The following is a 22,633-nucleotide window of genomic DNA, read 5'->3' as shown; positions in this document are numbered from 1 at the left end:
CCACGCCCCCGCACACAAACCATCAGACACTCTCCCAATTTCTGTTTGCATCTCGATTACTACAACCCCCGGAGACCCCCGAAACGCTGGAAATTGGAGAAACGTCGACAAAAAAAGAATCCGCCCACAACCAGCGAAAACGAAGGTTGACGGGCGGTCAAAAAGCTTCCCCACCAGGACTCGAACCTAGAATGACGGTACCAAAAACCGTAGTGTTGCCAATTACACCATGGGGAAATTCAAAAACTTATTGTAGAGCACGTTAGCGCTACGCCCAATCATCGGGTCTTTAACTTCGCCCGTAGAGTAGGTGTCATGGCTCGTCAGCGTATGACCGGCGCCCAACGCAGGGCCCAATTGATCGACATCGGCCGCGCGGCTTTTGCCGAGCGCGGTTTCGATGGTGTCTCCGTGGAGGAAATTGCCATCCGTGCGGGGGTGTCAAAGCCTGTGTTGTACGAGCATTTCGGCGGGAAAGACGGGTTGTACAAGGCAATCGTCAAAGAAGACACGGCTGAGCTCGAGGTGAGGATCCTCGAAGCTATTACGGTTGGCCGGTGGCGTGAGCGCATCGAGGGAAGTATCGTCGCCCTGCTGACGTTCGTGGAGGAAAACACCGACGGATTCCTCATCCTGGTCCATGGACAGGTGCCGGGGGAGGATCGGACGTTTTCCACGCTGCTGAACAAGTCCATCGAACAGGTGTCGTCTTTCCTCGGGGTCGCGTTCAAACACCGCGGACTTGATCCGGAGATCGCGCCGCTGTACGCCCAGGCGTTGGTTGGTACGGCGTCGAGTACCGCGCTGTGGTGGTTGGACCAGCGCTCGCCCGACAAGTACACAGTGGCCGCGCACATTGCGAACTTGGCCTGGAATGGGCTCAGTGGAATGGAGGCCACCCCGAAAATTGAGTCCAACCGCAGCGCTGCAGCGGATGGGATCAGCGGCATTTTCGACATCGCTCACGACAACCTCACGGAGAAAGAATGACAGAGACCACGCCCGCCCTCAGCGGGTTGCTCACCGCAGCACTCGCCGACCCGAAACTGAAGGGCCTGGTTAACAACGTCGGCCAGGACTCCCTCCACGTCACGGGCATTGACCAGGTGCGCAGCTGGGCAGCGGCCGCGCTCGCGCGCGAGACATCGGTCCTTGTGGTCACCGCCACCGGACACGAGGCTGAGGATCTAACCGCCGAGCTCGCAGCGCTCATCGGTGAGGACGAGGTTGCCTACCTTCCCGCGATCGAGACGCTTCCGCACGAGCGCCTCTCGCCCGCAGCTGACGTCGTCGGCCGTCGCGCGAAGGTGTTGTGGGAGATGCCGCGCGTTATCGTCGCGGCAGCCCGCGCGGCGTGCCAGCCCGTTTTGCCGGCGGTTGAACCGATCAGGGTCAAGGCAGGCGAAGAGCACGACTTCACCCAGCTCACCGAGAGAATCGTTGGCTACGCCTACGAGCACGTGGACATGGTGGCCAAGCGCGGCGAGTTCGCCACCCGCGGCGGAATCATCGACATCTTCCCCACGACCTCCGAGCACCCGGTCCGCCTCGAGTTCTGGGGTGACGAAGTCACTGACATTCGCTCCTTCGCAGTCGCCGACCAGCGCACGATCGAGGACGTCGCCACGGTCGACGTTTTCCCCGCCCGCCCATTGCTTATCGACGACACCGTCGCCGCCCGCGCCGACACGCTCGCCCGCGAGTACCAGTCGAACCCGACGCTCGTGCAGCTGCTCACGCGTATTTCCGAGAAGACCTACGCCGACGGGATGGAGGCGCTCATCCCGGCGCTGACGGATACGCCTTATGCGGCTCTTCCAGAACTGCTTCCCGAGGGCGCGATCGTCCTGGTGACGTCCCCGGAGAAGGTCAAGGCCCGCATTGCCGACCTCGAGGCGACCGACCGCGAGTTCCTCGAAGCAGGCTGGGAGGCCGCCGCGATGGGTGCGGAGGGACCCGTGGCCGTCGAAGACCTCGATGTCTCCGCCAGCTCGTATCGCTCCTTCGAGTCGCTGCGTGTCTCGGCGCGCAAGGCCGGTGCCGCGTGGTGGACGTTCGCCCCTCCTGGCATGTTCACTGCCGATGACTCCGAAACCCTGCCGCTGGAGTTCGATGCGGCTCCCGCACCGAAGGGCGAGCCCAAGGCGATTGAACAGCTCTTCGCCACACTCAAGCTGCACGTCAACAGCAACGGGGGGAAGGCTGCGTTCATTGCGCCTGCGAAGGGCACCGTGGAGCGGATGGCCGAGCGCCTGCGCGAGCATGGCATTTCTGCGCGCATTGCCGCGCCAGGGGCCGAACCTGTGGAAGGCGCGGTCACGCTCTACCGCGCGCTGTCGCACGCCGGGCTCGTCTTCCCCGGCCCCAATCTTGTGGTCGTGACAGAGACCGATGTCACCGGCAACCGCGTCGGGGACATCGCCGGTGCCAAGCGCCGTGCACCGCGCCGCCGCAACCGAGTTGACCCGCTTGCGCTGAAGCCGGGTGACTTCGTCGTCCACGACACGCACGGCATCGGCAAGTTCGTCAAGATGGCCGAGCGTACCGTCAAGGCCGGTGACGAGGATTCGCGCCGCGAGTACATCGTCTTGGAATACCAGCCGGCGAAGCGCGGCCAGCCCAACGACCAGCTGTGGGTGCCCATGGAGTCGCTCGATCTGCTGAGTAAGTACTCGGGTGGGGAGCAGCCGTCGCTAAGCAAGATGGGCGGCTCGGACTGGAAGAACACGAAGAAGAAGGCCCGCGCCGCGGTGCGCGAAATCGCCGGCGAGCTCATCGAGCTCTACGCCAAGCGCCAGGCTGCGCCGGGCCACCCGTTTGCGCCGGACACCCCGTGGCAGCACGAGATGGAGGACAATTTCCCCTTCGTGGAGACCGAAGACCAGCTCGCGGCCATCGAGGCGGTCAAGGACGACATGGAGAAACCGGTCCCGATGGACCGTGTGATTGTGGGCGATGTCGGTTTCGGCAAAACCGAGGTGGCTGTGCGCGCCGCGTTCAAGGCGGTGCAGGACGGCAAGCAGGTCGCGGTGCTGGTACCGACGACCCTGCTCGCGCAGCAGCACTTCGCCACGTTCAGTCGCCGCATGGACGGCTTCGGGGTCACCATCCGCGAGTTGTCCCGCTTCACCACGGCGAAGGAGTCGAAGGAGATCTTCGCCGGGCTTTCCGACGGCTCCGTCGACGTCGTCATCGGCACCCACCGACTGCTCCAGACGGGCGTGCACTGGAAGAACCTTGGGCTCGTGGTTGTTGACGAGGAGCAGCGCTTCGGTGTGGAGCACAAGGAGCACATCAAGGCGCTGAAGTCGCATGTCGATGTGCTGACGATGACCGCGACCCCGATCCCGCGCACACTCGAGATGTCGCTGACCGGCATCCGCGAGATGACCTCGATCACCACCCCGCCCGAGGACCGCCACCCTGTGCTGACTTACGTCGGCCCGCAGGAGGACAAACAAATCGCTGCGGCAATCCGCCGCGAGCTGCTTCGCGACGGCCAGGTCTTCTACATCCACAACAAGGTCTCTGACATCGAGCGCACGGCGCGCCAGATCCGCGACCTCGTGCCCGAGGCCCGCGTTGTGGTGGCGCACGGCCAGATGTCGGAGCAGCTTCTCGAGCAGACCGTCCAGGGGTTCTGGAACCGCGAGTACGACGTTTTGGTGTGCACCACCATCGTCGAGACCGGCCTCGATATCGCCAACGCCAATACGCTGATCGTGGAAAACGCTCAGAACATGGGCTTGAGCCAGCTCCACCAGCTGCGTGGTCGTGTCGGCCGCTCCCGTGACCGCGCCTACGCGTACTTCCTTTACCCGAAGGACAAGACGCTCACCGAAACCTCCTATGACCGCCTGGCCACGATTGCGCAGAACAACGAGCTTGGCTCGGGTATCGCCGTGGCGCAGAAGGACTTGGAAATGCGCGGCGCCGGCAACGTGCTCGGCGCGGAGCAGTCCGGCCACATCGCGGGCGTCGGCTTCGACACGTACGTCCGCCTCGTCGGCGAGGCTGTGGAGACGTTCAAGGCCCTCATGACGGGTGAGACCATCGATGCAACTGACAAGGGGCCGAAGGAGATCCGCGTCGACTTGCCTGTCGACGCCCACATCCCCGAGTCCTACGTCAACTCCGAACGCCTCCGACTCGAGGTTTACCGCAAGCTTGCTGAGGCGCGTGACGACGCCGACCTCACCACCGTCGCCGACGAAATGGTCGACCGCTTCGGCCCCTTGCCGACAGAGGTCGAGCGACTCATGGCCGTCGCCAGGCTTCGCCACCAGGCCCGGCGCGCCGGGGTCTCCGACATCCTGGTGCAGGGTACGCGCATCAAGTTCCAGCCGGTGGAGCTGCCGGACTCCAAGCAGGTCCGCTTGAAGCGGCTCTACCCGGGCTCGAACTACCGGGCAGCCGCCAAGGCGCTGCAGGTCCCGTTCCCTCGCGCGGCGAAGGGGGTCAACCAGCCCACACTTCGCGACGTCGAACTGCTCCAGTGGGTCGCCGACTTCCTCTCCGACATGTTCGATGTGGACAAGATCTCGGTTACAGGAGGTCACGTGGAGCCAAAGAGGAAGAAGGTTTTATCAGTCAGCGAGTAACCGGGCTGATTGCCCATCGGCTTCCGGGTGGCCGTAAACTATCCGGGCATGCCCCCATAGCCCAATTGGCAGAGGCAGTCGACTTAAAATCGATTCAGTCAGGGTTCGAGTCCCTGTGGGGGCACCACTTCAGGCGCGTTGTCGCTCGTCGTGGTGAGACCACTGTTCGCCGAGGCAGAAGAACTCCGACACAGACGGCACAGAGTGCGGGTTGTCCAGCTGTTGACAGCAGCGCGCTTCACCGCTTTCACCCGCACGCCCACCACACCTGGGTACTGCTCGCTCTTTCTCGCTGGTCACGCATCAGAAGCACTATGCGCTCCGATTTTATTTGATGAGATTTCCCTGCTGGCGCGGGTACATTCGAGTGCTTTACCGGTCCAGACTTTGCTGCATCTCTTGCGCGGAACCGCCCGGGGGCCCAGAATCCAGGGGAGTATTCGACAACAACAGCGCGGGGGTGTGTTGTGAGAGTTTTCCGTCCATTGATCGTCGTTCTCCCCTTATTGGTAGCAGGGTGTTCAGTGCAGGGGCCAGAATCCAGAGCTCCTGAGGTAACAGCGCGGCCGGTGGCAGGTGATCCGGTGTCAGAGCAGCCACCTGCATTTCATTTTGAAAGCGGCGACCTGGTGCTCGGGGAGTTCGACCCCTACACAATTGGCGATAACCTATTCGATCCATGCGCTGAGATCAGCGAAGAAGAGTTCGCTGCGGTGGGGTTGGTGAAGGGGGAGGCGCTTACTAATCAGTATTTGGAGATTGCGGGACTGAGAAGCTGCGAGGCCAGAACCACTCACGCGGATATCGGAGTCAGCTTGATTAGCAACCGACTTCGCGCAGAGGAGATCAAGAGCCAATCTGTTTTCGTCGAACCGGTCGAAGTTGTCCCTGATGGGTTTGCCTTCGGGCCACCGTTTCTGGAAGAAGGGATCTGTGACGTGGGTGTCTCAACGGTTAGGGGAACATTTTCAGTTTCCGCTAGTGCGATTCGACCAGTTACTAACCAAGCTGAGCTTTGCCAAGTCAGCGCAGATATTCTGGAGAAGCTTTATACACTGGACTGAACTTGCAGGTTCCCTCTCAAGTGGCACTTAGGTGGACACGCTGAGGCCATCTGAGATTACGAACCGGCGATACGCTTCACATCAAAGTTGGTGTGATGATGTATCGGGGGAACAATTGTCTGGAAACTTATTGCTTGATGTTGCGTCTCTGCGGAGTGCTATCTCGACTTTGGAGTCGATTGGCAGAGACCTGGCGGCACAGTTCCGTATGGGAGCGCGCGCTACCACTGCTTCTTTCTCACCCGTCTCAGGCCTAGACTTCGCCGGCCGAACGCACGGTGCGATCTCAGGAACCTACGAACCGATGTCCACCAAGGCATTGGCTGCACACATGCTGGACGCGGCTGCGCTTCTTGAGGCGAACCTGAATAGTGCAGTGGCCGAGGACTTCCAGTTCTCCAAACTGGTATCGCACATCGGGGCAGGAAGGGGACTCGGCCTCAACCAGTTCGTCGCGGACATGCAGAATCCGGTTCCGCCAGTTCTGGTCAACCCCACTACCGGCAGGTTCGCCAACGCGGCTCCAGTCGCCGGGCCACAGGGATCTCTCGCTGCTCTGAATGCTCAGTTCGCGGGTACGTTTCCTGCCCAGGCTACGGCGGCGGCAGCACAATGGACCTCCACAGCGGAGTCCATTAGCAGTGCAGTCGCTGCTCTGGAAGGGGTGAAGGCGGCGTTGGCTAGCTCCGCGACAACCAGTTGGGTGCAGGCTGCGATCGATCGGATCAACCGCATCCAATGGGCAGGCGGAACCTACAGTGCGCACGCGGGTGCATTAGCGATGCACACGACGAACCTGGCCACCGTTGCCCAGGCGAACCAGATCAACACGGCAGTCGCACACGGAACTTGGCTAGCGCTGCCGACGCCACCAGCAAAAATCGCATTCGAACAGGCATATCTTCTTCCGTTCGCACCAAGCTTGACGGCCGGGCTCATTCCGTCGAATCCCGCTTTTGACCAACTGCTGCCACCGTTAAGCGACATGCCAGGAGGCGACTTCGATGCCGGTGCGGTGTCGGTTCCACAGGCGCCCGAGTTCGACCAGACACCCCTGCCGAAGGTAGTCGCGAGTGCGCTGCGGGAACGCGGGTTTGGTGATCTTGCCGGCGCTAACACGCCAGCGCAGGTGGTGGAGCGGTTCGCCAACACAACCCCGGAGGCTCTCGAGGCTATCTCTGCCGGAGCCACGCCGACTCAGGTCGCGTCGTTGGGAGTGCCGACGATGCCACCAAGCCTGAATCCCGGAACTGGGATGGGAACTGGCCTGGGGAATAGCGTCGGCACCCCAACGCTGGGCGGTGCGCCCAGTGTCGCCCCACTGAACGGAGGCGCTTTGGGTGGTGGAAGCCCTGCGTCACTCGTAGGTGGCGGACCCATGGCGTTGGGCGGTCCTACGGGGACGAGCCGTGGAAATACTCCAGGGCTTGGTCGCGGTTTCGCTGTGGGCGGTGGGGTACCCACCGGAGCATTTGGGGGCAGAATCCCCAGCGGAGGAATCGCAGGTGTGGGAATGCCAGGTGCGGGAGTCTCGGGAACAGGTGCACACGGAGTCGGCGCGCCGGGCGCGGGTACATCGGGGGCAGGTGCCCGCTCGGCATCCGCGATACCGGTTGGCCAGACAGGAACGTCAGGTGGAAACCGTGCCTACCCGGTCGGTGGGCACGCCGGCGGCGGGCCGAGGAGGAGCGACCGAAAAGGCAAGCCCATAAAGGCGGTCACCAGCGCTGTCGAACGTGAGGGGAATCTGCGGGCACTCCTTGGCGAAGCGCCCGCGCTCCTGCCACAGGTCATCGGGGATAACGTGCGGGAACCGCGCGAGCGTTAGCTTCACAGCATCGCTTGGGGCAGCCCCGAGCTCGACGCCTCATCACCTGTGGAATCCGAGAAGATTCCACGCAGGAACGGGGTCGAGTCGCGGGTCGACAGGTTAACCGTCCCGCTGTGATCGGTGGGGTACCAGTGCACCTCAACCCGAGCATTGCGGGCAGCGGCGTCGGGGGAGAACTGGCGTAGCCACATGTCACTGTTGAGGACCACACCGATTGGGGAGGGCACGTCGATGTCCTGTATTCCGTGGCCGAGGAAAACGGGCTTGTCGTAGCCTGCAACTGGGGTGGACATGAAGGCGCGGGTCGCGTCGGCGAGGCCGGGGACGTCGCGAAGCGGCTTCGTGAATGCCCGCGACAAACTGGTTCCGACGGCTGCGGCGGCGACCTCGTCGTAGCAGCTTTTCTTTGCCTCATCGATCATGAAACGGCCTTCGTCGGTGAGCGCGGAATTGAGGTCGATTTCTGGGTGGGCCTCTTCGACCGCCGCGAGAATGTACAGGCCGTAGGTGGTCATCCCGGCCGGAAGCGGTACAGGAGGGAACGAGGGGCCGGCAGCTAAGACGATCTCCTCGATATAGGCGGGAGCGCCGGTTGCGACCGCACCGCGATAATCCAGACCGAGCTCGTGGCTCAATGCGGAGGCGCGGTGGGCCACGTGGAGTGCGACACCGCCGCCTTGAGACTGGCCGATGACGGCCCATGCGGTAGAAAGCTCCGCGCCGAGAGGAAGCGAGTGTGCAGCCTGGACGGAGTCGACAACGTTGGCGGCAGCAACCTTGCCGTTGAGATAGCTGTGGAAGCCAGGTGAACCAAGGCCGGCGTAATCGCTGGCGACGATGGCGTACCCCTGGTTAAGCCAGTGGTTAAGATACTCGGCGTCGCGTGCGGAGGGTGCGTTGATGCTCGGGGCGCATTCGTCGCCAAGCCCGACGGTGCCGTGCGCCCAAGCCAAGACAGACCACCCACCCTCCGGAGCATGACCGTGCGGGAGGAAGACCGTACCCGTGCTTGTGGCGGGTTGTCCGTGCTGGTCGGAGGTGGTGTAGGCGAAGCGGTGCTGCTCGGCAGCGTCTGCGAGGCCGACGCGGTGATCGAGGGGCACAGTTGCAAGGACGGTGCCAGCAGGACCTGCAGGCGCTGGGATCGACAGACCGCTGTCGAAGGTCGCTTCTGTGCGAGCCGCGACGGCGCGCATCGGCTCACCCGCCTTGACCAGGCTGGACGGTGCGGCGTCGGCGGTCACCGCGGTTCCGGACAGTGAGAGGCCGACGGCGGCAAGGGTGGCGGTGAGGGGGCGTCGACAAGCGAATGTGCGGTTCATGGGGCTACCTCGGCAAAGAAATCAGTAGTTTGCGTTTACTAAGTAGACCACACGCGGTGACGTCCCGGCTGTAGGGTAGCGGGCATGGCTGACACGACGAAGAACGACATCATCAACATCATGCGCACCAAATCCGTCGGCATGCTCACCACGGTCGGCGCCGACGGTGGTCTCTACTCCCACCCCATGGACACCCAGGAGGTCACCGACGACGGCGACATCTACCTCGTCGTGGACAAGGACACCGAGCAGGGTCAGTGGCTCAAGGACGGCCCTCAGGTGAACATGGCATACTCAGATGCCGGTTCGTGGCTGTCCGTGGCGGGCACGATCCGTTTCCTGGAGGGAGCGGAGCGCGACGCGAAGCTCGAGCAGCTGTGGGACGACTCCATGTCGAACTACTTCAGCGGCAAGGACGACCCCAACCTCGGCGTGGTCATCATCGAGTCGGAGTCCGCGCAATTCTGGGGTCACAAGGACGGCCGCGCCGCGGCCCTGTTTGACCTGGTCAAGACCCGGGTGACTGGCCAGAAATCCAACGACGACTCCGCGACAGTCGAGCTGTAGACCGCGGTTCTACCGCGGGAACACCGCGAACAGCACGCTCACAGTCACCACCGCGCCGGTGAGGTAGTTCAACCAGAGGAACACTCGCCAGGCGCGGTTGACACTTTCTGCGGTCTCGTCCGTGACGTCGGCGAATCGCAGGGTGTTCGCGGTGTAGCCTATGCCCAGCAGCCCCACGAGCGGGCCGGGGAAGGGCAGGATCGCCGCGAGCAGCGCCGAGATGAGGTACCAGGCGGCGGCGAGGCGGGTGGTGAGGCGGGCTCCGAAGCGCGTCGCCACCGAGCTCAACCCTCCCGCACGATCGGCATTCACGTCCTGCACTGCGCCGAGGGCGTGGCTGGCCATGCCCCAGAGGAAGAATGCGACGAGCGCGAGGACCATCCGCGGGCCGATTCCGCCGCCCGTTACCGTGGCGCCCACCACCGCGGGCAGGGTGAAATGCGCGGACGACGTGACGGAGTCGACGAGCGGCAGCTCCTTGAACCGCAGCGGCGGCGCCGAGTAGGCGTAGACCGCGAACAGCGCCAGAGTGAGCCAGGCAGCGGACGCGGCGGTGCCGGCGAGGTAGAGGACAACCGCCGGGGGCACAACGGTGACCACCGAGGCGAAGAGGAGGGGGCGGTGCATCGACCGGGGAAGGACGGCGCCCTCGACGCCGCCCTTGCGGGGGTTGCGGATATCCGACTCGTAGTCGAACACGTCGTTGATGCCGTACATCGCGATGTTGTACGGGATGAGGAAGAAGACGAACCCGAGCACGAGCAGCCAGTCGACGGACCGCGCGGCCAGCAGGTAGGTCAGGGCGAAAGGCACCGCGGTGTTAACCCAACTGACCGGCCTGGACGCGGCGAGAATTCCCCGGATCATTGTTCCCCCTCCGGCCACACCGCAGTGACGACGAGAACGACAAATATTGTGTAGAACAGGTCCTCCACCGGAATGCGGCCGATGAACACACCCAGGTTGTTGCCCGCGGAGTATTCCACCAGGCCCGCTGCGACCATGAGGTTGTCGAAGATGACGGTGAGCGCCACGAGAACGGCCATCACCGCCAACGTCACGCGGCCCTGGCGCGGGCCCGCTTGACGACGCCACCCCCACAGCACCGCCGCGGCAACGAGGAACGGCGCGCTGATCAGTACATACGTCATCCGCTCAGCCCCGTCCGCACGGCGGAAGTGACGTTCATGGTCAGGTAGGTGAGGAAAAACAGGAAGATGGGTTCCTCCAGCGGCATCTCGGGGGCGAGTTCGATGCCCGTCATGTACGGCGAGTCACCGCGGTAGAAGGTGCCGGTCACGATGCCCAGCGCGTCCCAGAGGAGAAAGATGGGCACCACCGCGAGCGCGACGGCGGCCGCACGCCGGGGGTCGCGGAAAAACGCGAGACGCCACCGGTGGTCGCAGACCGCCATCCCCGCCAGGGAGAAACCGAGCAATGCCAGGTACGCGAACGCGGTCACAATTCCTCCAGCGGGCCCGGGGACGTGTCGCCGCGCAGGCGTTTGAGAACGTTCTCCGCGGAAATGAGGCACATGGGCACCCCTACGCCCGGCACGGTGGTCGCGCCCGCGTAGTAGAGGTTCGGCACCTTCTTCGAGCGGTTGCTCCCGCGCAGGAACGCGGACTGGCGCAGGGTGTGGGCTGGACCGATCGAGCCGCCGGACCATGCGTGGTAGCGCTGCGCGAAATCGGCGGGGCCGAGAGTGCGCCTCACCACGATGCGCTCGCGCAGGTCCGGAACCCCGCACCACCGGGCGATGGTGTCGAGGGCGGAGTCCGCAATGCGCTCCACGGCGGGCGAGGCGGCGTCGGCGTACATGTCTCCGTGCCCGAGGTCGACCGCGGCGGGGGTGGGGATGAGAACGAAAAGGTTCTCACACCCCGCGGGCGCAGTCGACGGGTCGGTTGCGGAGGGCTTGGAGATGTAGATGGAGCGCGACGCCTGGTCGGGGCGGGTTGCGGTGGGCCCGTCGAAGACGGCGGCGAAGTCGTCCTCCCAGTTCTCGCTGAACAGCAGGTTATGGTGCGCCAGCTCGGGAATCTCGCCCTCGACGCCGAGCATGAGCAGCACCGTTCCGAGGCCGGGGTCGCGGGATCCGAACCACTTTTCGTCGTAGGTGCGCATCTTCCGCGGCAGGAGGCGTGTCTCGGTGAAGTGCAGGTCGGCGCAGGACACGACGAGGTCGGCGGCGAGCTCGGAGCCGTCGGCAAGCCGGACACCCGTGGCACGCGCGTCGTCCAGCGCGATCGCGGTGACCTCGGCGTCGAAGCGGAACTCGGCCCCGTTGTCCACGGCGAGGGTGTGGATCGCGTCCACGACAGCGGCGAACCCGCCCTGCGGGTAGCGCACACCCTGGACCAGGTCGGTGTGGCTCATCAGGTGGTACATCGACGGGGTTCGCGACGGGTGGGAGGAGAGAAACACCGCGGGGTAGGTGAGCATCTGCCGCAGCCGCGTGTCGCGGAAGCGCGCGGCCACAAAGGCGTCCAGCGGCACAGCCAGCAACCGTGCGAGCTCCGCGTAGCGCGAGCGCAGCGCCTTGTCGACGAACGACCGTGGCGAGGAGAAGGTGGTGTACAGGAAGCGCTCCACCGCCATGTCGTGGACGCTGCCGGCGGAATCGAGGTAGCGTTCCAACTGCTCGCCCGCGCCGGGTTCGAGGGACTCGAACAGCGCGGCGGCGTTGGCGCGGCCCGACTCGACGTCCACGGGGTCGGCGCCCTCCGGAAACAGCCGGTAGGCCGGGGAGAGGTCCACCAGGTCCAGCAGGTCCTCGGTGCGTGCGCCGAACAGCGCGAAGAAGTGGTCGAACGCGTCCGGCATGAGGTACCAGGACGGCCCGGTGTCGAAGCGGAATCCACCGATGGTCTCCTCGCCCGAGCGGCCGCCGTAGGTGCCGAGGCGTTCGACGACGGTGACGCTGTACCCCTCCCTGCCGAGCAGGGCGGCGGTGGCCAGGCCCGCCGCGCCCGCCCCAATGACGATGGCGCTGGAGTCGTTCATGTCTGGGGTCCCTTCCTGGCGTCGCGGATCGCGCGCGCCGTGACGAACAGCTTGATGTGCGCGGGCACACTGACCCGCTCGTGCAGAAGCGTGTCGGCGGGGGTGGCGTCCACTCGGTCGGTCAGCTCCCGGAAGAGCGCCTCGGCGGCCGCCACACCGGCGCGCGCGCCGCCGGGCAGAAGCGGGATCACCCGTCGGGCGTGGTCGAGCTCGCCGCGGATGTCGGCGACAATGTCGGACTTCGCGGCGTCTGTGAGCGTGCCGCGGCGGAGCTGGGGGAAGTAGCTTCGGCCGAGCTCGCCGCTGTCCTCGGCCATGTCGCGCAGAAAGTTGATTTTCTGGAAAGCGGAGCCGAGCGCCCGCGCACCCGCCTCGAGCTCGGGCCACCGGCTCGCGGGGACCGGGTGGTGCGTGACAAATGCCTGGAGGCACAGCAGCCCGATGACCTCGGCGGAGCCGTAGACGTACTCGGCAAATTCGGCGGTGTCGTAGGTCGACTGGGCGGTGTCGCGGCGCATGGAGGCGAAGAACGCGCGGACGTGTTCGGGGTCGAAGGAGCAGCGGCGCGCTGTCGCCGCGTAGGCGTGGAGCACAGGGTCGGTGTGGAAACGCTGCCCGGGTGCGGCGAGGACGGAGGCTTCGTAGGCGTTGAGAAGCGCGAGCACGTCCCGCCCTCCCTCCGCGGCGGAACCGTCCACGATCTCGTCTGCGATGCGGACCATGGCGTAGAGGTTGCGGATGTCGCGGCGCAGCGGCGCGCTGAGCACCCGGGTGGCCAGGGAAAAGCTTGAGGAATAGGTGGCTATGACGCGGGAGGCGGCGCTATCGCACATGGCGTCGTAGGCCCCCAGATGGGCGGCGGAGGTTGGGTCGGTCACCGGGTCCACCTTTCCACAAGTCGCCGCGGAGGCGCGGAACGCCCGAACCCGCGCATGACGGAGTGCCAACCCCGGGCGAAGCGGCGCCGCAGCTGCGCGGCGCCGCGCAGCGGGCGCGAATCCATCCGCAGGTTGAGCGCCGGCGCGTAGCGGACCGTCTCATGGGGGCGGACCGCGAACGAGAGCTGGATGTCGTCGTGGGATGTGGTGTCGAGAAGGTCCAAGTCGTCCCGGACCTCGCGCCACCACGACGTGGTGAAGCTGCAGTCCGTGCCGAAGAAGGGTGCGTGCCCGAGAGCGGAGCCCACCGTCAGCCTGTAGGCAGAGACATAGAGGGCGCTCGCGGCCTTCCCGCCGACGGGCAGGTCGAACGTCGCCCGGCCCATCAGTCCGACCACCCGCTTGCGCGAGCGCGCCCGGCGGTCCCACTCCGCGCGCAGCGTCGCCACGAACCCCGGATCCGCCCAGGCGTCGGCGTCCGTGCGCAGGATGATGTCGTGGCCGAGCTCAGCGGCGGCGTCGTACCCTGCGGCCGCGGCCCAGGTGATGCCGACGCGCCGCTCGTCGACCACGTGTGCGCCAAAGCGGCGTGCGACCTCGGCGGTGTTGTCGGTCGAGGCGTTGTCCACCACGACGATGCCGTCGAGGGGCGCCGTTTGGGTGGTGAAGCTGCGCAGGCAACGTTCGAGGAAGGCCGCGTCGTCGCGGCAGGGCACGACGAGACAGATGGAAGGGTGTGCCACGCGATCAGGCCTTCTCTTCGACCCAGTCCTTCGCAATCTCGGCCGGCTCGGCGCGTTCCGGACCCATGTTGCGCAGGTTCATCGCCACGAGCGCGTCGGTGGTCAGCTTTGCGTCGATCCTGTTGACGGCGTCGAGGGCGCCGTCGGGAAGCGAACCGGCCTTTACCACGGGAACGACGTTCTGCGGGGGAATGAGGTTGTTCGGGTCCTCGAGGGTGACCAGGTCGGCCTCGGAACCGTCGCTGAGCAGCGCAGGCGAGGTGGTGAAGATGTTGGCCGCATTGGCCGCGCCCTGCACCAGAGCTTGGACGGTGAGCGGCCCGCCGCCGTCGGAGATCGGGTTGACGGTGATCTTGCCGGCATCGATGCCGTAGGTGCCGGTGAGACCCTTCGGCCCGGCGGGGCGCTCCGCGAATTCGGGGGGCGCCGCGATCGTTATTGTGTCGAGCTTGTCCAAATCCGCGATGGTTACCAGACCGTACTGGTCGGCGAGCTCGCGGGTCACGCGGTAGGCGTCCTTGGACTCCGCCGGGCTGAACTCCCCGGTCTCGAGGCCGTCGGGGAGGGCGTCGGCGAGCGCGGCCGTCACCGCGTCCTCGTCCGCACCGGCGGGGAGCTCCCCGTAGTACTGGGCGAGGTTGCCCGCGTACTCGGGCACGAGGTTGACGGAGCCCTCCTCCAGGGCGCCGAGGTACACCTCGCGGGAGCCGATGCCGGAGGACACCTCCACGTTGTAGCCTTCCCGGCGCAGAGCTTTGGCCCATATCTGGCCGATGATCTCGGACTCGGGGAAGTTCGCGGTGCCGATCACCACGGTTCCCGACTCCGCGGGCGTCGTCGGCGCGGAGGACTGCTCAGCGAAGGGATCAGAACTGCCGCACGCGGTCAGGGTAAGGGCGGCGAGGGCGGTCAATGAGGCGCTGGCCAGCGGTGTGAGGTTCATGCTCCCCCAGCGTATCGGAAAGCGGAACGGATGGTCGGTTTGCTTATATGTTGCACTCCCGCCAAGGCGAGATCGACCACGAGCGCCACCGCCGTGACCAGCAGAGCCCCGGCCACCATACGTGGGTAGTCCTGCACGGCCAGGCCGTCGATGAGGTAGCGGCCCAGCCCGCCCAGGCCGATGTACGCCACCACGGTGGCAGTGGCGATGACCTGCACCACGCAGGACCGCAGCCCGCCGACGATGACGGGTGCGGCGAGCGGCAGCTCGACCCGGGTGAGGATCTGGAGCTCGCTGTAACCGGCCGCCCGGGCGGAGTGCACAACGTCGCGCTCGACGGAGTCGAAACCGGAGACCACCCCCGCGAGCAGCGGGGCGACCGCCAGCAGCACCAGCACGATCGTCGCCGGAACGAGCGGAACGGTCACGCCGAGTGGCAGAGCGATCGCCAGCCACGTCAGCAGTCCCAGGACGGGAAGGGCGCGCAGCGCACCGGCGACCGCCTGCACGGCGGTGGCCCCGGTGCGGGTGTGGCCCACCGCAATGCCCACGGGCAGGGCGATCAGCGCAGCCAGTCCCACCGCCAGTGCCGTGTAACCGAGGTGCTGGGCAATCCGCGCCGGGATGCCGGCCGCGCCGGACCAGTTCGCGGGCGCGGCGAGGACGTCGAATGCGGCGAGAAGCTGGTTCATCGGCGGGCCGCCTTCCGCGTCCAGGGCATGGCGATCCTGCCGATGGCGACAAGGGTGGCGTCGAGAAGCACTGCCAGCACGATCGTGCCTACGAGCCCCGCGATGATCTGGGTGGGGAAGGAGCGCTGGAACCCCTCGGTGAAAAGGGTGCCCAGCGACTGGACGCCGATGAGCGCACCAACGGAGACGAGACTGACAGTAGAAGCGGTCACCACGCGCAACCCGGCGAGGAGACCAGGACCTGCAAGCGGGAGCTCCACCCGCAGCACCCGGGCACGAGGCGCGTAGCCGGCGGCCGTGGCGGACTGGCGCACTGCGGCCGGAACCGAGCCGAACGCATCGGCGGAGGCGCGCACCATAAGCGCGATGCCGTACAGCGTCATCGCCGCGATCACGTTCAGCGGAGAGAGCACCGAGGTGCGCAGCACAAGCGGGAGGAGGATGAACAACGCCAGCGACGGAATGACATAAATCAGGCTCGTTGCCACGACGAGCACTTCGCGCGCCCGGCCCGAGGAGTGCGCGAGCCACCCGAGCGGTACAGCGATGAAAAACGCGAGCACCACCGCAGGCAGCGTCAGCAGCAGGTGGTCGAGCGCGAGCCCACCGATGCGCCCGGCGTTGGCAGACAGCCAGTGCCAATTCACTCGAGCACCCCCTTGATGTTTCCCGCGGCGTCGACCACGACGGACCTGTCACCGCGGTGCTCAACGTGCAGGCTGCGCCCTTCGGCCCCGATAAAAGCGCGCACGGTGTCGTTGGTGGGGGAGGCGACAATGTCTTCGGGGGAGCCGGATTGCTCGATGTGCCCGGCGTTGCCGAGGATGACCACGACGTCGCCGAGCAGGAAGGCCTCGTCGATGTCGTGGGTGACCATGAGCACTGTCGTTTCGAGCTGCTCGCGCAGCGAGATCACCTCGCGCTGCAAGTCGCGGCGCAGCACCGGGTCGACGGCGCCGAACGGTTCGTCCATGATCAACACGTCAGGGCGGGTGACCATGCCGCGCGCCACGCCCACGCGCTGCGCCTGCCCGCCCGACAGCTCCGCCGGGTAGCGCCGGTACAAAGTGGGGTCCAGGTTGACCAGGTCAAGCATGTCCTCAGCACGGCGGTGGGCCTCGCTTTTCGACGCCCCCGCCAACGCCGCAATATCAGCAACGTTGTCAACCACTGTGCGGTGCGGCATGAGCCCGGAGTGCTGCATGACGTAGCCGATGCTGCGCCGTAGCCGTACCGGATCCTCGCCCGCGACGTCGCGCCCGCGCACCAGGACCTGTCCACGGTCGGGCTCCACCATGCGGTTGACCATGCGCAACAGCGTGGTCTTGCCGCAGCCTGACGGGCCGACGAAGACGGTCGTCGATCCGGGATGGACGACGTGGGAAAAGTTGGCTACAGCGGGCAACGGCGAGCCGGGGTAGGTCTTGGACACTCCGCGGAACTCAATCATATGAACCCAACGTAGCGAAGAAGGCGGTGTTAAGGAGTTAGCCCTTGATGATTTCGTATGCCGCAAGAGCCTGCGCGCGCGACGCCTTGATGTCCACCATGGGTTCGGGATAACCGGGTAAGCATGCCTCCGGCGCCCAGCGCGCGACGTAGCGACCCTGCGGGTCGAACTTCTCGCGCTGCGTCAACGGATTGAAAATGCGGAAATACGGTGCCGCATCGTCACCACAACCGGCCACCCATTGCCAGTTGAAGGGGTTGGAGGCGTCGTCGGCGTCGACAAGCGTGTCCCAAAACCACTCCTCACCGTGGCGCCAATGGATGCCCAGGTTCTTCGTCAGCCAGGACCCCACCACCATGCGCACGCGGTTGTGCATGGTTCCGGTTTCCCAGAGTTGCTTCATGCCGGCGTCGACAAGCGGCACGCCCGTGTGCCCCGACTGCCAGGCAGCGAGTTCAGTGAGGTGGTGGGCCTGCGGGTCCATCTCCGCGTGGGCGAAGGCTCGTGGCGTCGAACCTGGCACGGCGTGCTGGGTCCACTCCCAGGGGAAACGATCAAACTGGGCGCGGACGTTGCGAACCGCGAGATCCGGGTGGTGGTAGAGCCTGTGCCACGCGAAATCGCGCCACGCCAGCTGGCGCAGAAATGCCCAGATGCTGTCACTGGCACTCGGGTGGGTATCGCAGGCGGCAACGCACTGCGCCCAGATGTAGCGCGGGCTGATCTCCCCGAACCGCAGGTGGGCCGACAACCCGGAGGTCGCGCCGGGGGTGAGGTCGTTGTTGTCGTATCGCTCTCCGTTGACGCATCCGTCAAGGAACGCATGGAACCGCACCAGCGCGGCGTCCTCTCCCGGGGTGTTGTGGCGCGCGAGCGTGTGCGTCCAAGCGGGCTCGTCCCGGCGCGGCACACATACGGGCTCTACCGGGGCGCCGCTCACCTCAGGGCGGGGAAGCGGTTGCGGAAAGTCGTGAACAAGGCGCGCCCGCAGGGCGGAATAAAAAGGCGTGAACACGCGGTAGGCACCGCTAGAACTGGTGGACAGCTCCCACGGTTCGGCGAGTAAGAACCCGGGGTGTGACACCGCGCCGAGGCTGGCTTTGAGCTCCTCGTCGACCTCGCGCAACCGGTAGCGCCTATTCCACGTCACAGCTGCGCCGTGCTCGCGCGCGATGCGCGGCAGGATCTCGCGCGGGTCGCCTTCGCACTCGATGAGCGGGGCGTCCAACGACTCCCGCAGCGCATCCAGGCTGCGGCGCAGCCACCACGCGGCTGCCGCCCCCAACGGGCGGCCCACCGTTTCGTGGATGTACAGGCCAATCACGGGACCCCGCTCTGCGGCCCAACTCAACGCCGGGTTGTCGGTTGCGCGCAGGTCGTCGCGAAACCACACGATTGTCGGAGAGGGCACCTGGTCCTACCTTTCACGCTGTTGCCGGTGCAGTTCGAAGACGCGGGAGCACATCTCCGCGCGCCGGGGCTCCGGGGCACCCCTCCACGCATCATAGGCGCTACCTAACGCAGGCATTTTTGTGAATATGGGAACTAAATATGTACACGTGTCGTTGTAGCGAGTGAACGTGAACCCATTACGAAAGGAAACGGGCTCAAAGTGAAAAACAACAACCCAGTGCTGAACTCCCTGCCGGGGGCCCAGTCGCGCGACGGCTACGGCTACGGCTATGGCCAAGCAACGATGGACCAGCCGCAGTTCGGCCAGTCGCCGTACGCCGGCGCAGGTGATGACCGCCCGATGACCATCGACGATGTCGTAAGCAAGGCCGGCATCACGCTCGCCGTCATCGTGGTGTTCGCCGTCGCTAACTTCGGCATCGCCCTGGCCGGCAACCCGGGCCTCGCAATGATCCTTACCTTCGTCGGTGCGATCGGCGGTTTCATCACCGTGCTGGTCCACGCCTTCGGCAAGAAGTACGGCAGCAAGACCGTCACCTTGATCTACGCTGCGTTCGAGGGCCTCTTCGTCGGCGGCTTCTCCCTGATCCTGAGCGGCTGGATGGTCGGCGGCGCGAACGCCGGTGCGATGATCTTCCAGGCGATCCTGGGTACCCTCGGCGTGTTCTTCGGCATGCTGTTCGTCTACAAGACCGGTGCCATCCGCGTCACCCCGCGCTTCAACCGCATCCTCACCGGCGCGATTGTCGGCGTGGCTGTCCTGGCGCTGGGCAACTTCCTGCTCGCCATCTTCACCTCGGTCAACCCGTTGCGTGACGGCGGAACCCTGTCCATCATCTTCGGTGTCGTCTGCATCGTGCTGGCGGCGCTGAGCTTCCTGCAGGACTTTGACGCCGCTGACCGCCTCGTGCGCACCGGGGCCCCGGCCAAGATGGCGTGGGGCGTCGCTCTCGGCCTGGCAGTGACCGTCGTGTGGCTCTACACCGAAATCCTCCGCCTGCTGTCCTACTTCAACAGGAACTAGCACCTACGGCGCGAAACACGTCAGCGCCCGGTCCCATCACCATTCGGTGGGGGCCGGGCGCTGTGTTGTGTTGTGCTGTGCGCCAACCGGGATTAGCGGGCGTTGCTCTCCGGGTTGACGGTCACGCCATCGACGGTGACGGTGGAGAACTGCAGCTCACCGTCAATCATCTGCGCGGCGCCGAGGGAGATCGGGGTCTCCTCGACAACGCGGTCCGGGTTGACCGTGACGCGGGTGCCGGTGCCTACGGCGAGCTCCGGGGTCCACTGCGTCCAGGTGATGTCCTGGATGAAGTCGTCCTGGTCGGCGCAGGACAAGACGATGCGCTGCGGCTCGGTCTGGCCGGCCTCACCACAGTTACGCAGAACCGGGACCGTCCCTGCCGGGACAGTGGTTGCGGTGGCGGTGGCAGCATCGCCTACGTTGCTGACTCCGGTGGCGCCGGTCGAGGTCTGCTGCGCTGCGGTGTTCGCAGCGGCGTTCTGGCTCGTGGCGGTGTCGATCTTTTGGGCGGAGTCCACCTCGCCGGGAGGGGAGCAGGCGGCCAAACCGAGGGCGGCGACGGCGAAGAAACCAGCTGCGGCGGTGCGGGCGGTAGAGGAGGTCACTGTTCTCAGTCCTTACATGTCAACGTGAACGGGAAAAAGGTGCTACGCGCGGGGCTTGGACGCCTTCACGGAGTCGTACGGCTCCGCGGACACAATGGTCACCGCGATTTCGCGGCCGTTCGGGGCGGTGTAGGTGCGGGTCTCGCCTTCTGCTGCGCCCACGACGGCTGCGCCGAGAGGGGAGTTCTCGGAGTAGGTCTCCAGGTCCTTGTTGCCGGTGGAGGCGGCGCGGGTACCGATAAGGAAAGTCTCCTTGTCGTCCTTGTCGCCGTCGTAGTAGACGTGCACGACAGAACCGACAAGCGCGACGCCGTCGACGACGCCGGTGCGCTCGGTGGTGGAGTTGGCCAGGATCTCGGAGATCTGCTTGATGCGGGCCTCTTCCTGGTCCTGCTGCTCGCGGGCGGCGTCGTAACCCGCGTTCTCCTTGAGGTCGCCCTCCTCACGGCGCTCGTTGATCTCGGCTGCGATTGCCGGGCGGTTGTCAATGAGCGCCTGCAGCTCGGACTCGAGCTTGGCCTTCATCTCAGGGGTGATGTACTGCTGCTGGGTCTCAGCCATGAGGTTGTGAACCTTCCCTTGTTTAGTCGTGCATTCGTCTCATCCCGGGGCCGCGGAACATGCGAAACCGGCAGGTGGAGTCTGCAAATATACAGGCAGATAGTAGCATGAGGCGCCCTGCGGGTTTAGCGTGCCTCGTAGCTCGCCTGCGACGTATCGAGGTAGAACGGGATGTCGTCCGAGCAACCGTAGACGCGACCCGACACGCCGGGTGAGCGCACGGGGACATCGACGCCGATGCGCGTGAGCTTTTCCCCTCCCGCTGGGATGACAACTTCGCGGCGACCCACCTCCGCGAACTCGTAATCGACCGCCGTGACGATGCAGTAGGACGCCACCGAGGGGTCCTTGCGCTGGACGTCGATCCACAGACGGGTAGTGGAATCGTCGACATGTTCCTGAGTGATGAAGTCTGCGCTGACAGGTATGGCGCGGCGCTCCATCACGTTGCGGCCGAATGCGACGGCGATGAGCACGATGACGAGGACCGCGGCGATCGCCAGGACCTTGCCCCCGACCCCGCTTGGGGTGGAGCGGCGCGCGGGGTCGCCGTAGCGGTGTGACTGCGTTTGCGGCACGGAAGTGGGAGTCGACACGGAGTTCAACCTCGTTCAGAAAGGGCCCGGCGGTGGGGCAGGGGCACGCGGAGTAGGAGTAACCAGGGGTAAAGACTTCGACACCGATGGTACTAAGATGAGCGGGGTTGGAGAATTACCCCTACCCACGTTGGAGGATCTGTGAGCGGCAAGCGCCTTCTGGCGGTTCACGCGCACCCGGACGACGAATCGTCCAAGGGGGCAGCCACGATGGCGAAATATGTCGCCGAGGGCAACCGGGTCAAGGTTGTCACGTGTACCGATGGCTGCCGGGGGGACATCCTCAATCCCGCAATGGACCGTCCCGGGGTGCTCGAGAACATCATGGCCGTCCGCAAAGAAGAGATGGCCACCGCGGCCGCTGCACTAGGTATCGAGCATGAGTGGCTGGGCTACGCCGATTCGGGTCTGCCGCAGGGAGACCCGCTGCCGCCGCTGCCCGAGGGATGCTTCGCACTCCAAGACAGTGAGAAAGTGTGCCGTGAGCTGGTGCGCGTCATCCGCGAGTTCCGCCCGCACGTGATCGTTACGTATGACGAGAATGGTGGCTACCCGCACCCGGATCACCTGAAGGTGCACGAGGTGTCCATGCTCGCCTGGGCGAAGGCGGGGGATTCCGACTACGCGCCCGAGGCAGGCCCCGCATGGACGCCCCTGAAGCTCTACTACTCGCACGGCTTCATCCTGCAGCGGATGAAGCTGCTGCAAGAGCTGCTCCTTGACCGCGGGCTGCCGAGCCCGTACGAGCTGATGATTCAGCGCTGGGAGCAAAACGAAGCGGACGTGATGAGTCGGGTAACAACGCAGGTTGAGTGCTCCGCCTATTTCGGTCAGCGGGCTGCCGCGCTGACCGCTCACGCGACGCAGATCGATCCCGCTGGGGCGTTCCTTGCCAGCCCGGTCGAAGATCAACAGAAGGTGTGGCCGACGGAGGAGTTCGAGTTGGCGCGCACTCGCATCGAGGCGGACCTGCCGGAAGACGACCTGTTCGCCGGCATCGACGACACGGAAACACTACTTTCGAGCTCCCAAGGAGACACCCGTGATTAATTACGCAGTCAACGCATCGGCGTGGGTCGTGGCCCAGGCCCCGCCGCAGACCCCGGTGGGACCGGAGTTTGGCAAGGCGTCCCCGATCGGGCTGCTGTTGCTCGTCTTCCTGGCAGTTGTGGTGCTCTCCCTCGGGTTCGCCTTCCACCGCCGGTTCTCCCGCTTCAACCGCCGCCGCATGTTCGCGGAGGCGCACGGCATCGACCCGTTCGATCGGGCCGCCGTGGATAAGGCGATGGAAGAAGCCGGGGTTCTTGACCGGCACCGGAAGTCGGTTTTCTAAC

23 protein-coding genes and 1 tRNA gene are annotated in these 22,633 nt (G+C 65.4%); 8 read left to right on the top strand and 16 right to left on the bottom strand.

Annotation, left to right across the window (positions count from 1 at the left end; translation table 11 throughout):
* The first annotated feature begins 315 nt into the window (after positions 1-315).
* The 4 genes from VVR41_RS09570 to VVR41_RS09555 all read left to right on the top strand — a co-directional run bounded on the left by VVR41_RS09570 (position 316) and on the right by VVR41_RS09555 (position 5,665).
* Complete coding sequence (locus VVR41_RS09570) at positions 316-990, top strand: TetR/AcrR family transcriptional regulator (protein WP_368524574.1); 675 nt, start codon at positions 316-318, stop codon at positions 988-990.
* Positions 987-4,601: a transcription-repair coupling factor gene (gene mfd / locus VVR41_RS09565; RefSeq protein WP_368524573.1), complete on the top strand. Its 3,615-nt coding sequence runs from the start codon at positions 987-989 to the stop codon at positions 4,599-4,601. Before VVR41_RS09570 ends, mfd begins: the two co-directional genes overlap by 4 nt.
* A gap of 50 nt (positions 4,602-4,651) precedes the next feature.
* Positions 4,652-4,728: transfer RNA gene (locus VVR41_RS09560), tRNA-Leu, on the top strand.
* A 340-nt stretch (positions 4,729-5,068) separates the two neighbouring features.
* Positions 5,069-5,665 carry a DUF3558 family protein gene (locus VVR41_RS09555; protein WP_368524572.1) on the top strand — a complete coding sequence of 199 codons (597 nt, stop codon included), beginning with the start codon at positions 5,069-5,071 and terminating at the stop codon, positions 5,663-5,665.
* 1,630 nt (positions 5,666-7,295) lie between these two features.
* Here the strand turns inward: VVR41_RS09555 and VVR41_RS09550 are convergent.
* A complete protein-coding gene (locus VVR41_RS09550) occupies positions 7,296-7,499 on the bottom strand; it encodes a hypothetical protein (protein WP_368524571.1) in 204 nt (67 codons plus the stop codon).
* Positions 7,496-8,818: a lipase family protein gene (locus VVR41_RS09545; RefSeq protein WP_368524570.1), complete on the bottom strand. Its 1,323-nt coding sequence runs from the start codon at positions 8,816-8,818 to the stop codon at positions 7,496-7,498. The genes VVR41_RS09550 and VVR41_RS09545 overlap by 4 nt, the downstream gene beginning before the upstream one ends.
* 84 nt (positions 8,819-8,902) lie before the next feature.
* Here VVR41_RS09545 and VVR41_RS09540 point away from each other — a divergent pair, with 84 nt between their 5' ends.
* Complete coding sequence (locus tag VVR41_RS09540; RefSeq protein ID WP_368524569.1) at positions 8,903-9,385, top strand: pyridoxamine 5'-phosphate oxidase family protein; 483 nt, start codon at positions 8,903-8,905, stop codon at positions 9,383-9,385.
* Positions 9,386-9,394: 9 nt separating this feature from the next.
* On the opposite strand, the gene VVR41_RS09535 is transcribed toward VVR41_RS09540, so the two are convergent.
* From VVR41_RS09535 to VVR41_RS09485, 11 genes are read right to left on the bottom strand one after another with little or no spacing between them, the layout of a single operon-like run.
* Positions 9,395-10,252, bottom strand: coding sequence for a prenyltransferase (locus tag VVR41_RS09535; protein ID WP_321103931.1), 858 nt, complete (start codon positions 10,250-10,252; stop codon positions 9,395-9,397).
* A complete protein-coding gene (locus tag VVR41_RS09530) occupies positions 10,249-10,536 on the bottom strand; it encodes a lycopene cyclase domain-containing protein (RefSeq protein WP_321103930.1) in 288 nt (95 codons plus the stop codon). Before VVR41_RS09530 ends, VVR41_RS09535 begins: the two co-directional genes overlap by 4 nt.
* Positions 10,533-10,847, bottom strand: coding sequence for a lycopene cyclase domain-containing protein (locus VVR41_RS09525; protein WP_368524568.1), 315 nt, complete (start codon positions 10,845-10,847; stop codon positions 10,533-10,535). Before VVR41_RS09525 ends, VVR41_RS09530 begins: the two co-directional genes overlap by 4 nt.
* On the bottom strand, positions 10,844-12,391 hold the full coding sequence (gene crtI, locus VVR41_RS09520) for a phytoene desaturase family protein (protein WP_368524567.1): 1,548 nt from the start codon (positions 12,389-12,391) through the stop codon (positions 10,844-10,846). Before crtI ends, VVR41_RS09525 begins: the two co-directional genes overlap by 4 nt.
* Positions 12,388-13,224 carry a phytoene/squalene synthase family protein gene (locus tag VVR41_RS09515; protein ID WP_321103935.1) on the bottom strand — a complete coding sequence of 279 codons (837 nt, stop codon included), beginning with the start codon at positions 13,222-13,224 and terminating at the stop codon, positions 12,388-12,390. Before VVR41_RS09515 ends, crtI begins: the two co-directional genes overlap by 4 nt.
* A gap of 41 nt (positions 13,225-13,265) precedes the next feature.
* Positions 13,266-14,012: a glycosyltransferase gene (locus VVR41_RS09510; RefSeq protein WP_368524566.1), complete on the bottom strand. Its 747-nt coding sequence runs from the start codon at positions 14,010-14,012 to the stop codon at positions 13,266-13,268.
* A gap of 4 nt (positions 14,013-14,016) precedes the next feature.
* Positions 14,017-14,955 (bottom strand): ABC transporter substrate-binding protein, encoded by a 939-nt coding sequence (locus VVR41_RS09505; protein ID WP_368524565.1) that lies wholly within the window; start codon positions 14,953-14,955, stop codon positions 14,017-14,019.
* Positions 14,952-15,647, bottom strand: a complete 696-nt coding sequence (locus VVR41_RS09500) for an ABC transporter permease (RefSeq protein ID WP_321102872.1) — start codon at positions 15,645-15,647, stop codon at positions 14,952-14,954. The genes VVR41_RS09505 and VVR41_RS09500 overlap by 4 nt, the downstream gene beginning before the upstream one ends.
* Positions 15,644-16,294 carry an ABC transporter permease gene (locus VVR41_RS09495; protein WP_368524564.1) on the bottom strand — a complete coding sequence of 217 codons (651 nt, stop codon included), beginning with the start codon at positions 16,292-16,294 and terminating at the stop codon, positions 15,644-15,646. The genes VVR41_RS09500 and VVR41_RS09495 overlap by 4 nt, the downstream gene beginning before the upstream one ends.
* Positions 16,291-17,097 (bottom strand): ATP-binding cassette domain-containing protein, encoded by an 807-nt coding sequence (locus tag VVR41_RS09490; RefSeq protein ID WP_321102868.1) that lies wholly within the window; start codon positions 17,095-17,097, stop codon positions 16,291-16,293. Before VVR41_RS09490 ends, VVR41_RS09495 begins: the two co-directional genes overlap by 4 nt.
* Before the next feature lie 37 nt (positions 17,098-17,134).
* Positions 17,135-18,508: a deoxyribodipyrimidine photo-lyase gene (locus VVR41_RS09485; protein WP_368524563.1), complete on the bottom strand. Its 1,374-nt coding sequence runs from the start codon at positions 18,506-18,508 to the stop codon at positions 17,135-17,137.
* Between the two features lie 201 nt (positions 18,509-18,709).
* Here VVR41_RS09485 and VVR41_RS09480 point away from each other — a divergent pair, with 201 nt between their 5' ends.
* Positions 18,710-19,534 (top strand): Bax inhibitor-1/YccA family protein, encoded by an 825-nt coding sequence (locus VVR41_RS09480; RefSeq protein ID WP_321102865.1) that lies wholly within the window; start codon positions 18,710-18,712, stop codon positions 19,532-19,534.
* A gap of 92 nt (positions 19,535-19,626) precedes the next feature.
* Here VVR41_RS09480 and VVR41_RS09475 read toward each other — a convergent pair whose 3' ends face one another.
* The 3 genes from VVR41_RS09475 to VVR41_RS09465 all read right to left on the bottom strand — a co-directional run bounded on the left by VVR41_RS09475 (position 19,627) and on the right by VVR41_RS09465 (position 21,299).
* A complete protein-coding gene (locus VVR41_RS09475; RefSeq protein WP_368524562.1) occupies positions 19,627-20,142 on the bottom strand; it encodes a hypothetical protein in 516 nt (171 codons plus the stop codon).
* A gap of 42 nt (positions 20,143-20,184) precedes the next feature.
* Entirely contained in the window at positions 20,185-20,703 is a 519-nt protein-coding gene (gene greA / locus VVR41_RS09470) for a transcription elongation factor GreA (RefSeq protein ID WP_321102862.1), read from the bottom strand.
* A 125-nt stretch (positions 20,704-20,828) separates the two neighbouring features.
* Entirely contained in the window at positions 20,829-21,299 is a 471-nt protein-coding gene (locus VVR41_RS09465) for a DUF4307 domain-containing protein (protein ID WP_368524561.1), read from the bottom strand.
* Between the two features lie 141 nt (positions 21,300-21,440).
* Here VVR41_RS09465 and mca point away from each other — a divergent pair, with 141 nt between their 5' ends.
* Positions 21,441-22,349 carry a mycothiol conjugate amidase Mca gene (gene mca, locus VVR41_RS09460; protein ID WP_368524560.1) on the top strand — a complete coding sequence of 303 codons (909 nt, stop codon included), beginning with the start codon at positions 21,441-21,443 and terminating at the stop codon, positions 22,347-22,349.
* Positions 22,342-22,632 carry a hypothetical protein gene (locus tag VVR41_RS09455; RefSeq protein WP_321102856.1) on the top strand — a complete coding sequence of 97 codons (291 nt, stop codon included), beginning with the start codon at positions 22,342-22,344 and terminating at the stop codon, positions 22,630-22,632. Before mca ends, VVR41_RS09455 begins: the two co-directional genes overlap by 8 nt.
* The last annotated feature ends 1 nt before the right edge of the window (position 22,633 follow it).

The sequence above is a fragment of the Corynebacterium sp. LK2510 genome, from assembly GCF_040946405.1.
Lineage (GTDB): Bacteria > Actinomycetota > Actinomycetes > Mycobacteriales > Mycobacteriaceae > Corynebacterium.
The sequence above is the reverse complement of the archived record's forward strand: the minus strand, read 5'-3'. Positions and strand labels throughout refer to the sequence as shown.

Bases quoted from the DNA above. Each gene is read 5' to 3' on its own strand.
- VVR41_RS09535 (WP_321103931.1), bottom strand. From the start codon at position 10,252: ATGATCCGGGGAATTCTCGCCGCGTCCAGGCCGGTCAGTTGGGTTAAC.
- VVR41_RS09570 (WP_368524574.1), top strand. From the start codon at position 316: ATGGCTCGTCAGCGTATGACCGGCGCCCAACGCAGGGCCCAATTGATC.
- crtI (WP_368524567.1), bottom strand. From the start codon at position 12,391: ATGAACGACTCCAGCGCCATCGTCATTGGGGCGGGCGCGGCGGGCCTG.
- VVR41_RS09500 (WP_321102872.1), bottom strand. From the start codon at position 15,647: ATGAACCAGCTTCTCGCCGCATTCGACGTCCTCGCCGCGCCCGCGAAC.
- VVR41_RS09490 (WP_321102868.1), bottom strand. From the start codon at position 17,097: ATGATTGAGTTCCGCGGAGTGTCCAAGACCTACCCCGGCTCGCCGTTG.
- VVR41_RS09540 (WP_368524569.1), top strand. From the start codon at position 8,903: ATGGCTGACACGACGAAGAACGACATCATCAACATCATGCGCACCAAA.
- VVR41_RS09515 (WP_321103935.1), bottom strand. From the start codon at position 13,224: ATGTGCGATAGCGCCGCCTCCCGCGTCATAGCCACCTATTCCTCAAGC.
- VVR41_RS09530 (WP_321103930.1), bottom strand. From the start codon at position 10,536: ATGACGTATGTACTGATCAGCGCGCCGTTCCTCGTTGCCGCGGCGGTG.
- VVR41_RS09545 (WP_368524570.1), bottom strand. From the start codon at position 8,818: ATGAACCGCACATTCGCTTGTCGACGCCCCCTCACCGCCACCCTTGCC.
- VVR41_RS09505 (WP_368524565.1), bottom strand. From the start codon at position 14,955: ATGAACCTCACACCGCTGGCCAGCGCCTCATTGACCGCCCTCGCCGCC.
- mfd (WP_368524573.1), top strand. From the start codon at position 987: ATGACAGAGACCACGCCCGCCCTCAGCGGGTTGCTCACCGCAGCACTC.
- greA (WP_321102862.1), bottom strand. From the start codon at position 20,703: ATGGCTGAGACCCAGCAGCAGTACATCACCCCTGAGATGAAGGCCAAG.